We start from the raw sequence: 12,641 nt of genomic DNA, 5'->3' as shown, positions 1-12,641 counted from the left end.
TTTTTATTGCGCTAAATTTAAGGCTTAATTAGCTAAACATGTCTTTTACATCTACAAGCATCTCGTTGTATTCATCGCTTGAGAACAACTGCATAGATGAAATAACACCTTTATCTATATACGTTTGTAAAGCAGCTGATTTATCAGATACCTGTAAAGTCCCCTCTAAAATAGCCCCAATTCGAATAAAATCTACATAACTTATTTGTTCTGGTTTATAGCTTGGATCTGCCCAACTTAGTGCTACATCGGAGAACTCTGCAGGAAATTCCCACGCATCCATGATTGATGAGCCAATTTTACCACTTAGTTTTTGAATGGCATGTGCCAAGAAGCTAGGATTTGCAAACACTTCAGGGTGACGCTCAGCCTCAGTTAAGATAGGCAGCACACCAATATTATAAACTAAGGCAGCTAAGGTAATTGAGTCGCGATTTAACGAGGTACGTTTATTATTTTGTAAGTAAAACTCCATTAGCGTAATGGAATGACTCGCCACAGTTAATGTTTTTTGCCACGCCTTACCCATATAGCCTTTAATAAGGTCGTTGTTAGAAACAAATAGTTGTTCCATTGCCATCGCTGTCGCTATATTTTTAATTTGGCGTAATCCAATACGGGTGACTGCTTGATGTAAGGTAGATACCTTAACCGCACGTCCCATGATTGCACTATTAGCCACTTTGATCATACGAGCAGATAACGAAGGGTCTTGTGAAATAACTTCCGACATTTGCATCAAATTAACTTCAGGATCGTCTGCAGCTTGGCGGACTTTAATCGCAACCTCAGGGAGTGTAGGTAATACAAGTGTATCGTTATTTATTCTATCAACTAATATTGTTAATAATGCATTCTCTGTAGACATAAAGCAGTCATCCTTTTTAGTTGTAATATTACTACACGCTACAACAGTTAATTTTTATAATAATAAACTTACAATCAGTATTGCCTAACTTACCGTTAAAGTTAAGAAAATTTTATAACTTTATTTCTGCCCCTCATTTTCAACGACACTATTGCCCATACACCGCCTAATACTTGCTATTTACTGTTTAGGTTTGCTTTAATGCTGGCACAATATAGTAGCGTGCCGTCAACGAGCCTCCCAACAAGCATCTACTTATCATTAAATTAACTTTTAAATAGGCAAAATAATGATCTTAAATAAAATTAGCCAAGCCATTTTACTCTCTGGTGTTGTTTTTCTGAGTGCGTGTTCAGATAAACCTTCGTCACCAGCCGAGACCACATCGCAAACACCCGTAAAAGTAATGGGGCCTGAGCTTATTAATGTTGATGAACAACGCTTAAATATATATACCGACTTTAGCTTACAAAGCGATTTATCACACTTAAGTGACAATCAAAAAGCAATGATTGCCATCCTTATAGATGCGTCAAAAATAATGGATGCCTTATTTTGGAAACAAGCATTTGGTGAAGATAAAGAGACATTTTTAGCAAAGCTAACCGATCAACAAATTCGCAAATTTGCTGACATAAACTACGGCCCGTGGGATCGTTTAAATGGCGATGAAACGTTCCTTTCAGGTTATAAAGAAAAGTCATTAGGTGCGCAGTTTTACCCAGCGGATATAACTAAAGAAGAGCTTAACAACGCAGACGTTGAAGACAAAACAGGCTTATACTCAATTATCAAACGCGACGAACAAGGCAAGCTTTACAGCGTGCCTTACTCAAAAGAGTACGCAACAGAACTTGCAAAGGCAGCCGACCTTCTTCGCCAAGCCAGCAAACTTGCCGACAATAAAGAATTTGCAAATTACTTAAATCTTCGTGCGGACGCGCTGCAAAAAGATGACTTTCAGGTCTCTGATTTTGCGTGGATGGACATGAAAAATAACCCCATTGATGTTGTTATTGGACCAATTGAAACTTACGAAGATCAACTATTTGGCTACCGTACTGCCTATGAATCTTATGTATTAATCAAAGATTTAAAGTGGAGCGAACGTCTTGCCAAGTTTGCAGCCTTTTTGCCTGAACTTCAAAAAGGTTTACCTGTTGATGACAAATACAAACACGAAGTACCTGGTTCAGATGCTGACTTAAATGCCTACGACGTTGTTTATTATGCAGGTCATTCAAATGCAGGCAGCAAAACCATTGCAATCAACTTACCTAACGATGAACAGGTACAGTTAGAAAAAGGCACGCGCCGCCTACAACTTAAAAATGCTATGCGCGCTAAATTTGATAAAATTTTAGTGCCTATTTCAGAGCAGTTAATCGTGCCTGAACAACGAAAGCACATTACCTTTGATGCTTTTTTTGCAAACACCATGTTCCATGAAGTAGCGCATGGTTTAGGTATTAAAAATACCATTACGGGTAAAGGAACGGTTCGCCAATCATTACAAGAGCACGCAAGCGCACTTGAAGAAGGTAAAGCCGACATTTTAGGTTTATACATGGTTGAGCAATTATTAAATAAAGGCGAAATCAGCGAAGGAACCATTGAAGATTACTACATTACTTTTATGGCCGGTATTTTCCGCTCAGTGCGCTTTGGCGCGTCAAGTGCACACGGTAAAGCAAATATGATTCGCTTTAACTTTTTTGCACAAGAAGGCGCATTTTCTAAAAATGAAGAAGGCTTTTACCGCGTTAATATGGAAAAAATGAGTATTGCTATGGCGAAGCTTTCTCGTCTAATTTTAACTTTGCAAGGTGACGGCGATTACCAAAAAGTCGACCAGCTGATTGCAACCCACGGTGATATTAAAGAGTCTCTCACCAAAGATTTAGAAAAACTAAGCCAAGCAAACATCCCAGTAGATGTGACCTTTAAACAAGGTAAAGACGTACTTGGTCTTAATTAAAACTAAAAGGCGTTACAGTTAACCTTGTAACGCCTTTATTTTTATTTGCTTATAATATCACGCACTTTAGATTCAAGGCTTTTCATCCCCCAACGTCTTCCTTTTTCGAGTGCTTCGTCAACGCTTAATCCCTCTTCATGGGCTGATATAGCGACTAAAGCACCGACCCGATTACTACTTGCACAATGAACCAAAACTGGCTCACCGTTTAGCTTTTTAAGTAAACTGGCTAAGTTGCGGGCATTTTCTACTGTAATATCTTGCGCGCCAGAAATAGGTAATGCGTGATAATCCATACCAAGCGCCTGAACAAACTCGCCTTCATCCCAATCTTGTTCATTTGCTCCACGTAAATTTATAACGTGCTTCACATCTGCTTTAGACAATTGCTTTAATTGCTCTTTACTAGGCTGCGCAGCCGAATACACAAGGTTGCTATGAGCAGCAAAGTTCTTAATATCTGCCTTTTTTACAACCTCAGTATTATTTAGCGGCTCAGTAGCTGTAACATAACCGCCCGATAGCGCAATAATAAATAAGCTAGTACTCAGGGTTTTAAGTAATTTCATATTAATCCTCACTTGTGTAAATGTTTTCGCTTTTAAAAACGTGCTTTTATTTTTTCTATTTGTTCTTCAGTGTAAGGGACCGCCGCAAACTTACCCCATATTGGCGCAGGCCACGCTTTATCAGTTTTAAATCGTGCAATATGATGAATGTGTAATTGCGGCACCATATTCCCTAAAGCTGCGACGTTTAATTTATCTGGGTTAAAAACCTCAATAAGTAACTTACTTAGTTTTGCAGACTCTTTTAAATACACCACTTGATCGTCTTCAGATAAGTCGATTATTTCTTTTAAACCAGCTTGCCTAGGCACTAATACAAACCACGGGTACAGGCTATCGTTTAATAAAAGCACCTTGCACAGTGGCCAATCGGCTAACTCTATACAATCTCGTTTAAGTTCAACGGCCAGTTCAAAGTCGCTATCTGTCATTGTGTTTTTCCTTGTTAATCTTTAATAATTGCTACTTTATAGCATTTAGTTGCAGTTGCACACGCTTGGCTTTACCATTCAAAATAATATTTATACTGAGCTAAGGTAACCTTGTGCTAAAAAAAATAAAACACCTCTCACTCGCTGTACCACTGATTGTGGGCGCTATCAGTGTTCAAGCAAAACCTTTATCGCTAGAGCGCATTTTTGATGATCCAAGCCTGTCTGGTAAATCTCCCGTTCAACTTAAATTTTCGCCAGATGGAAGCCGTGTAACTTACCTACAGGGTAAAACTGACGACTACAACCGCTACGATTTGTGGGAATACAACTTAGAAGATAACACTAATCGTGTATTGGTCGATTCAGCCGAATTATTTTCTGGCCCTGAAAACCTATCAGACGAAGAAAAAGCACGCCGCGAACGCCAACGTATTTTTGGCAAAGGTATTCTAGAGTACACATGGTCAACCGATGGCAAAGCACTTTTATTTCCGCTAAATGGCGATCTGTATTACTACGACTTAGCCTCAGCTAAAAGTAAAAAGCTAACCAACACAGATGCATTTGAAACCGATGCACGCTTTTCGCCAAAAGGAAACTATGTATCGTTTATACGCGAACAAAACCTATACGCATTAGCACTTAATTCAGGTAAAGAAATTCAATTAAGCCAAGACGGTGGCGGCGTTATTAAAAATGGCATGGCCGAATTTGTAGCACAAGAAGAAATGAGCCGCATGACTGGCTACTGGTGGTCGGGCGATGAAACTAAAATTGCTTATACACGTGTTGATGAGTCACCTGTTAAAGAAGCTATTCGCAACGAAATATACGCTGACGAAGTAAAGCTCTTTAATCAACGTTATCCATTTACCGGTACCGACAACGTTAAAATTCAACTCGGTGTGGTTAAATTAAACAATCAACATGTTGATTGGATTGATTTAGGTAAAGACGAAGATATTTACATTGCTCGCGCTAAATGGTTAAAAGACAGCAAAACACTTTCTTACCAATGGCAAAATCGTTCGCAACAAACACTCGAACTTCGCTTTTATGACTCTGAGTCTAAAAAGCAAAAAGTAGCCCTAACAGAAAACAGCGATACATGGATCAATCTGCATTTTGATCTCGTTTTTTTAAAAGACAAAAAACACTTTGTGTGGGCTTCTGAGCGTGATGGGTTTAAGCACCTTTATCTTTACCGCACAAATGGACAGTTAGTTCGTCAAATTACATCGGGTGACTGGGCTGTTGATAGCCTAAAAGGCATTGATGAGAAAAAAGGCATTGTGTACTTTGCTGGCAGAAAAGACACACCACTTGAAAGCCACTTATACAGCGCACCTTTATTTAAAAAAGGTGACTCTAAACGAATCACTGAACAAGGCCAGTACCACAACGTAGTGCTAGCAAAAGATAATAAAACCTTTATTGACACAAGTTCTTCTGTTAATAAGCCTAAGTCGGCAGCACTGCGTAAAGTTAACGGCGAATTTATTACTTGGCTTGAAGAAAACAAGCTAGATAACAGCCACCCACTTACACCTTACTTGAGCAATTTAGCAACACCTGAGTATGGCACGTTAAAAGCCGACGATGGACAAATAATGCATTACCGCTTATTCAAACCAACTAATATGAGTGCAGGTAAAAAACATCCAGTCATTGTTAACGTATACGGCGGCCCGCATGCTCAACGCGTTACAAACAGCTGGCGCAGTAAAAACTTATACTTTCAATATATGGCGCAGCAAGGTTATGTAATTTTTCAACTTGATAACCGTGGTTCGTACAACCGTGGTAAAAAGTTTGAAGACGCTATATACAAAAACCTAGGTGACGTTGAAGTACGCGACCAAATTAAAGGCGTTGAATTTTTACGTACACTTGACTACGTAGATGCTAAACGCATTGGTATTTACGGCCATAGCTACGGTGGCTATATGGCGCTTATGACCATGTTTAAAGCTGGTGACTACTTTAATGCCGGTGTATCAGGTGCTCCGGTAACTGATTGGGCATTATACGACACTCATTACACAGAGCGTTATTTAGGTCACCCTGATACAAATGCAAAAGGTTATGAAGCTAGCGCAGTATTTCCATATACCGATGGTCTTAAGGGACCACTAATGATTTATCACGGTATGGCAGACGACAATGTATTGTTTACTCATGCAACTAAACTATTTAAACAACTACAAGACAGTGAAAAACAGTTTGAAATGATGACCTACCCAGGTTCAAAACATAGCTTGCGCGGTAAGCAAGTTCAAACTCATTTACACCAAACTATTACAAATTTCTTTAACCGTCATTTTGATGTTAAATAACAAACAGTAACTAACTTATTAAGGCTGATTTTTTAATCAGCCTTTTTTATTTAAAAAGAGTCTTAAACTCAGCCTTAGTTAAATGCCTCAAATACAGCTTTAAATTTAACCTCGAAATATAAACTAGCCCTAGATTAAACGCATATTTTTACTAAACTTATTTGGTGCACTTTTTTGTGCAAATAATTAAAGGATACGCACATGCTTAATCTTCGACGTTTTAGTATTTTTCAGCGTTTTGCTATGTTGGTTGGCATTGTTATTTTTGGCTTGATTGTATTGAGTGTTTCTAGCTTAAACAACCAATATAAAGCCCTTAAATACGAACAATACCTAAAAACACAAAATGTAGTGGAAACTGCTTATAGTATTATTGAACACTTTCACACACTTGAACAAAACAACACACTCACACAGCAGCAGGCACAAACGCAAGCAATGAATGCAATTCGTGCTTTACGCTATGACAAAACTAATTATTTTTGGATAAACAACTACCAACCAGAAATGGTAATGCACCCAATAAAACCCGCCCTTGAAGGTAAAGATTTAACTAACAATAAAGATCCAGACGGTAAAGCGTTGTTTGTTGAAATGGTTAATATTACTAAAAAAGATGGCGAAGGCTTTATTCCTTACAAGTGGCCAAAACCCGGTGAAGAACAACCCGTTGATAAAGTTGCCTTTGTAAAAGGGTTTAACCAATGGCAGTGGATAATTGGCTCAGGTGTATATTTAGATACCATAGATGCTGCTTTTTCGTCTCAACGTAACCTTATTATTTTAAACGCCGTAGTGATGATAATAGCTGTTATTGTGTTTAGTTACTTTATAGGACGCAGTGTATTACTACCCACGCGACTTGCCGCTAACATGATGAAAGATATTTCGCAGGGTGAAGGCGACTTAACCCGCACTTTAAATGAAGAAGGTAACGATGAAATTTCGAAGCTATCGCATTCATTTAATTTATTTGTTTCAAAAATGCGTGAATCGTTAGTACATGTGTCGCAAAGCGCAAACGATGTTAACGAACACGCACACACAGTTGATGACTCAACAAAAACTAGCCAATCATTCATAGAGCTACAAAACGACAGCTCGACACAAGTTGCAGCGGCAATGGAGCAAATGACCCATCAAATACATGATGTGAGCAGCAACGCAGAAGCGGCAGAGCAAGCCGCTAATGATGCAGCACATAACGCTTCAACGGGTAAACATGTAGTCGCAGAAACAATTACCGCCATAGAAACACTCTCGGCAAACATCGAGACAGTAAGTCGTGTAACAGAAGACTTAGCAAATGAAAGTCAGAACATAGGCTCTGTACTGGATGTAATTAGAAGTATTTCTGAACAAACAAACCTACTCGCGCTTAATGCTGCGATTGAAGCCGCACGTGCTGGTGAGCATGGTCGGGGTTTTGCAGTCGTTGCCGATGAAGTACGTACGCTTGCCAGTAGAACAGGACAAAGCACTGACGAAATTCAATCAATGATCAGTAAACTACAAGAAGGTACCCGGGCGGCTGTAGACGCAGTTAAAGCCAGCCAAACGCTTTCGGTCTCAACCGTTGAACAGGCATCCTCTGCTAATAACTCACTCAATGAGATTGAGCGACTCGTATCTGTTATCACTGAAATGAACAGCCAAATTGCACGTGCAACAGAGCAGCAAACTCAAGCTGCAGATGAGGTGAACCTGCGCATAAACGATTTATCTCAATCAACTGAGCAATCGTTAGATAATACCAAGCAACTCAATAGCGCCAGTGATAAGCTCAAACAAAGTAGTACGGAGCTTTCATCTATTGTTAATCGATTCAAATTAAATTGAGTATAAAAAAAGCCCTGTTAAACAGGGCTTTTTCATTTAAGTAGTTAACTTTATAAGCAGTAACAGGCAAATAAACTAGCAACAGATGCTGCTGTTGGTTTGCCATGTTGCCAATCACCACCTTCGACACCACTACCGGCAATATCCATATGCACGTATGGCAACGGCTGTGTAGAGTCTGTTCCGTGCTTGTCTAACCCGCCAACAACAGCTAAAAACGCCATCGGGAATTGGTGACCACGTGCCGTTACCGCAGAAGCTGCGTTATTACTTGAAAGCACATCATCCGCCAGCGTACGTGGCTTTATAAAGTCGTAATCTTCACGGCGCGATCGTGATACTTCTGCACCATCAGCCCATAAATCGCCACAATCAGCAATCTGGCGCGAAACTTTAGCAAGCCTTGCTGGGCCATTTTCTACATAGGCACCATAAGGGCCCATTGCCCGTGCGGCATGACCTGTAAGCGTCGCAACGGTAAATAATGTAGGGTTAACCTCTGTTTTAGCTAAATCTTTCATTTCGCTTAGTAGATCACCCATTGCCAAGCGCCCTTCAGCATCCGTGTTACCAATACGTACGCGCACACCTTCGCGGCTTGTAATTATCTCATCAGGTACAAAACAGTCAGACCCAATTGAATTACGCACAACCGCTAGGTAAGCAATAACCTTCACACCTTCTGGTTGGTAGTCAGCCACGGCTTTCATAAACCCTGCAACCGAGGCAGCACCGCCTTTGTCACGGCTCATACCCGCCATATAACCACCCACTTTTAGATCTGCACCGCCGGTATCGTAAACTAGGCCTTTACCAACAAACATAAGAGTGCGGGTAACTTCGCCCTCAGGCACATACTCAAGCTTAACAACTCGTGGATGATGACGCTCAACCGCATAAGATGCACGCGCAACCGTACTTAACATGGGGTAATGTTTATCAATAGCCGTAATATCATCTATTACATCAACGGCTATATTTGTGCCTTTAAATAAATCAACACAATAATCAGCAAAGCGAGGTGGCGCCATGCGCTCAGGCTCGGTACCACATAAATCACGAGCAGCATACTGGCCAGCCGCAATAGCATTAACAGCTTTAACTGTTTGTGAACTCGCATTAATTAACCCAATAGTGGCTATCGGCTCAATCTCTTCGCCGTGGTACTCACGCGCTTCTAAAGGCTGCCAAAGTGCTTGGCACATACCTAAAAATGAAACTTCTAATGCATGCTGATAACGGCTATCGCCTGACAAACTTGGTAAAAACAAGGCTGGATTAACACTACCTGATAACTTGGCTTCATTGATTGCCAGTTTAGCGGCATCAAAGTAACGACGAACATCGTCGTAATCTCTATTTAGCGGCCCCGTTGGCGCTAAAATTACACGCTTATTTTCAATAACAAGTAAGGTTACCTGCTTGCCAATGCGCGCATCAATTTTTGACTGAGCTAAAACGGCATCGCGAAGAGAATTATTAGGTAATTTAGAAAAGTCATCACTTATGATGATCAGTGCGTCATGTGATGCACATTCAAGACTAGCGCTTGTTAATTGAGCTAACACAGCTTTAGGGTATGCCATAAATACAGATCCTGTTAAAAACATAGACCTTTATTATCGTCGATTTGTATATTGAAGACCAGTAAGATGCGATAAGCGTTTAATTTATCTAAAACGCTTTGTAAAAGCGTCACGCATCAATCCAAAATACTCAATTGTAAATTATGCTCAGGCTGGCTTTTAATACCAACGCCAATACCTAATAACCTAACAGGTTGCTGCAAACCACGTTGATACGCTTTAGTGAGTAACTGAACAAAAATTTCGGTATTTAATTGATGATAAGCCTGATCGGCTGAGGTCACCACAAAATTAGCAAACTTCACTTTCACACTTAATTTATTTATACGACTTTGTAATTGTTGCTTATCAAGCCTACGAGTTAATTCATCTATTAAGCTAGGGATCTGATCCAAGCATTCTTGCAGACTGGTTTTATTGTATTCGTAGGTATGCTCAACACTTAAAGACTTACGTATTCGCTCGGTTGAAACGCTACCAATGTATTCTCCCGCACATTTTTGATAAAGCGACACACCAAAATTACCAACGTGTTGCTGCATCCAGTTCACCCCTTTTTCACGCACATCTTTCCCTGTATAAAGCCCTTTAAGATTTAATCTCTCTAATGTGACTTTACCCACACCGGGAATTTTTCCTAGCGGCAGCTGTTCTAAAAATGGGTCAACCTCATCAGGCAGTACAACAAATTGGCCATTTGGCTTATTTTCGTCACTGGCTATTTTGGCTATAAATTTAACTGGGGCCACACCTGCAGAAGCGGTTAGCCCTGTTGCGTTGTATATATCAGCTCTTATTTGCTGAGCAATGAGTGTCGCACTGCCTTTACACGCTTTGCTGTCAGTAACATCAAGGTAGGCTTCGTCAAGAGAAAGTGGTTCTACAAGGTGGGTGTAACGACTAAATACTTCGCGTATTTGGCTCGATATTTCTTTATAAACAGCCATACGTCCGGGCACAATAACCAAATCGGGACATAATTGCTTAGCATGGTAATTAGACATCGCAGAGCGCACGCCGAACTCTCTGGCTATATAGTTAGCGGTAGATAACACGCCACGCCGACTGTTGCCGCCAATAGCAAGCGGTACATTTGCGAGCTTTGGGTTGTCTCGCATTTCTACCGCCGCACCTACGAAACCTCGGGTATAAAAATGTAGGTTGACGACTTAAGCTTATTTAAAAAGGCCTTTCACACCTACAATTAAAACCTACACTATAAAAACCTTTTTATAGTGCTTTAAAGTAAGTCTACACAAATCAGCCAGTTGTTAATCAGTTATAGTAATTTATGACGAAGGACAGACATACTCTACAAGCTTAAATATAATAATTTTTTTCTTAAGTATATTTAACTAAATTACCTCTGTATAAAAAGCCATATTGGGAATAATCGCTCTTAATTTTTTATAGAAGTCTTTTCTCAAAATTAAATCACAACCTTCTAATTTTGAGATATTGGAATCTAAACCAACAAAGGAAGCCCCTTTTCCGATTAAACTTTCTCTCCAGTAACGATATATCAAAACGACTTCACCATTTTCATTTATGGCTCTGAGTCCGTTATCATGATGATCTACACTCAAACCTAATATACTCAGCAGTTCACCATTCATCCAAATAACTTGTGCTGCCTCTAAGCTATTTTCATTAAAACAGAATCCTTGGATGACTGGAGTTCCATAACAGTATTCATCTTTCCAAATGTCTTGAGTACAAGGAAAGCTTTTCAAGGGGTTCGTTTTAATTTTCATTGGCAGGCAACCTTCACATACCACTACGCGATTGCCTCTGGTGTTGCTGCCATAATCTCTAGCTTCAAACTGACGCTCAAATCTAGCAATGACAACAAAATCGTTTAATTCATCTGGAGCACTAAATCCAGTTGATTTATCAAGCGGCTTTACTAAGTTGGGCCTATTTACAAGAGAGTTAGATGTTGCAATCATTGATCTAACATCTATTTTGCCATCACCTTCAAAAATGACTGATTCTCTATGTTGTTGATATAAAAATTCATTTACATGCTTAAAAACTAAATCATAGATATAAGTGTTCGGAGAAAGCATCCCGTTGGATCTATTAATAAAGTGCTCAAATTCATCTTCATTAAAGTTCTGTATTATTACGTTTCTTACATCGTCTATCTCAACCCCTAAGGAATTTAAATAATTGATAAATTTAGAGTTGTTTATTACGTTTATGATATTACTATTCATTGCTTAACCCACTAAAAATACTCTCAACTTCATTGTGTATGTACAAGTTTTGCGCCCCTATAAGTTTCTTTATCGATGGCTTTATCTCTAGCAATAATGACTTAAGCTGCTTTATTTCAATCGATATAAGCTCAAGGATTGAGGCAATTGTTGAGTGATGAAACATATGAAAGTTATCGAAAAACCAGCTAAGGGGTTTGATTAAAAGGTTAGTGTGATTTTTAATTAAGTAATTTAACGCACAAATAATCTCTCGTTGAACTGATGAATCTAAATTGTTTGCTTTACTCAGGAGCAATGTAATTGCTCTTTCATCATCATTCATCTCAGATATTTCAATGTAATCTAAATTTTCCCATTCAAATTCACTCTCGTCTGGCAACCTATTTTTGATGAAATCAAAACCTCTTTCATACATTGATAAAACACTCTGTTTATCAATGCCTACATATTCAAAAGCGATAATTAGGTTAGCCGTCGTTTTGGATGAATAGTCTTTATTTTGATAAAAAGAATATAAAGCTGACGCTAAACAGTTTTGCGCAATATCTTTATCGATCGTAACAGCTTGGAGTAATGAATCCTTGTCGACAAAACTAGAAAACCACCCGTCTTTTGAGTACACAAAGTTATTAACCAATAACAGAACTTTATCTCTATCTGAGATGGTAGTTCCTTGAATCAACCACCGCAGGTTCGTAAAGTACTCTTGTCCTCTAGGGAACCTTTTGCGGATAAGTGGCACAAGTATTTCATTTGCCAATTCGCTATTATTCCCCTCTTTAAAGAAGAAATGTAAGTAATTGAGATTT

At 39.3% G+C, this 12,641-nt stretch carries 10 protein-coding genes; 3 read left to right on the top strand and 7 right to left on the bottom strand.

The genetic code is table 11. The annotated features are described in order from the left end of the window. Window positions 1-28: 28 nt before the first annotated feature. A complete protein-coding gene (locus P20480_RS16635; RefSeq protein WP_008126555.1) occupies window positions 29-868 on the bottom strand; it encodes an HDOD domain-containing protein in 840 nt (279 codons plus the stop codon). A gap of 289 nt (window positions 869-1,157) precedes the next feature. On the opposite strand from P20480_RS16635, the gene P20480_RS16640 reads away from it, so the two are divergent. Further along, window positions 1,158-2,846, top strand: a complete 1,689-nt coding sequence (locus tag P20480_RS16640; RefSeq protein ID WP_008126553.1) for a dipeptidyl-peptidase 3 family protein — start codon at window positions 1,158-1,160, stop codon at window positions 2,844-2,846. Between the two features lie 41 nt (window positions 2,847-2,887). Here the strand turns inward: P20480_RS16640 and P20480_RS16645 are convergent, their stop codons facing one another. Then, window positions 2,888-3,415 carry a protein tyrosine phosphatase family protein gene (locus P20480_RS16645; protein ID WP_008126550.1) on the bottom strand — a complete coding sequence of 176 codons (528 nt, stop codon included), beginning with the start codon at window positions 3,413-3,415 and terminating at the stop codon, window positions 2,888-2,890. Window positions 3,416-3,447: 32 nt separating this feature from the next. Further along, window positions 3,448-3,846: an HIT domain-containing protein gene (locus P20480_RS16650; RefSeq protein ID WP_008126549.1), complete on the bottom strand. Its 399-nt coding sequence runs from the start codon at window positions 3,844-3,846 to the stop codon at window positions 3,448-3,450. A 113-nt stretch (window positions 3,847-3,959) separates the two neighbouring features. Here P20480_RS16650 and P20480_RS16655 point away from each other — a divergent pair, with 113 nt between their 5' ends. Together P20480_RS16655 and P20480_RS16660 are read left to right on the top strand one after the other, a co-directional pair. Next, complete coding sequence (locus tag P20480_RS16655; RefSeq protein WP_008126545.1) at window positions 3,960-6,185, top strand: S9 family peptidase; 2,226 nt, start codon at window positions 3,960-3,962, stop codon at window positions 6,183-6,185. A 201-nt stretch (window positions 6,186-6,386) separates the two neighbouring features. Continuing rightward, complete coding sequence (locus P20480_RS16660; protein WP_006794285.1) at window positions 6,387-8,024, top strand: methyl-accepting chemotaxis protein; 1,638 nt, start codon at window positions 6,387-6,389, stop codon at window positions 8,022-8,024. Between the two features lie 50 nt (window positions 8,025-8,074). On the opposite strand, the gene P20480_RS16665 is transcribed toward P20480_RS16660, so the two are convergent. The 4 genes from P20480_RS16665 to P20480_RS17475 form a co-directional block, all read right to left on the bottom strand. After that, window positions 8,075-9,610 carry a M17 family metallopeptidase gene (locus tag P20480_RS16665; protein WP_008126542.1) on the bottom strand — a complete coding sequence of 512 codons (1,536 nt, stop codon included), beginning with the start codon at window positions 9,608-9,610 and terminating at the stop codon, window positions 8,075-8,077. Between the two features lie 116 nt (window positions 9,611-9,726). After that, a complete protein-coding gene (gene dinB, locus P20480_RS16670; protein ID WP_008126540.1) occupies window positions 9,727-10,728 on the bottom strand; it encodes a DNA polymerase IV in 1,002 nt (333 codons plus the stop codon). Window positions 10,729-10,965: 237 nt separating this feature from the next. After that, window positions 10,966-11,829, bottom strand: a complete 864-nt coding sequence (locus tag P20480_RS16675) for a hypothetical protein (protein WP_008126537.1) — start codon at window positions 11,827-11,829, stop codon at window positions 10,966-10,968. Next, the coding region (locus P20480_RS17475; protein WP_033024891.1) for a hypothetical protein at window positions 11,822-12,641 on the bottom strand (820 nt) is incomplete at its 5' end. The genes P20480_RS16675 and P20480_RS17475, both read right to left, overlap by 8 nt.

The sequence above is a fragment of the Pseudoalteromonas sp. BSi20480 genome (assembly GCF_000241365.1).
Taxonomy (GTDB): domain Bacteria; phylum Pseudomonadota; class Gammaproteobacteria; order Enterobacterales; family Alteromonadaceae; genus Pseudoalteromonas; species Pseudoalteromonas marina.
Note: the sequence above shows the minus strand (reverse complement) of the source record. Positions and strands in the feature narration are given on the sequence as shown.

Excerpts from the sequence above, each read along its gene's own strand:
- P20480_RS16635 (WP_008126555.1), bottom strand. The coding sequence starts at position 868 with ATGTCTACAGAGAATGCATTATTAACAATATTAGTTGATAGAATAAAT.
- P20480_RS16640 (WP_008126553.1), top strand. The coding sequence starts at position 1,158 with ATGATCTTAAATAAAATTAGCCAAGCCATTTTACTCTCTGGTGTTGTT.
- P20480_RS16645 (WP_008126550.1), bottom strand. The coding sequence starts at position 3,415 with ATGAAATTACTTAAAACCCTGAGTACTAGCTTATTTATTATTGCGCTA.
- P20480_RS16650 (WP_008126549.1), bottom strand. The coding sequence starts at position 3,846 with ATGACAGATAGCGACTTTGAACTGGCCGTTGAACTTAAACGAGATTGT.
- P20480_RS16660 (WP_006794285.1), top strand. The coding sequence starts at position 6,387 with ATGCTTAATCTTCGACGTTTTAGTATTTTTCAGCGTTTTGCTATGTTG.
- P20480_RS16665 (WP_008126542.1), bottom strand. The coding sequence starts at position 9,610 with ATGGCATACCCTAAAGCTGTGTTAGCTCAATTAACAAGCGCTAGTCTT.
- dinB (WP_008126540.1), bottom strand. The coding sequence starts at position 10,728 with ATGCGAGACAACCCAAAGCTCGCAAATGTACCGCTTGCTATTGGCGGC.
- P20480_RS16675 (WP_008126537.1), bottom strand. The coding sequence starts at position 11,829 with ATGAATAGTAATATCATAAACGTAATAAACAACTCTAAATTTATCAAT.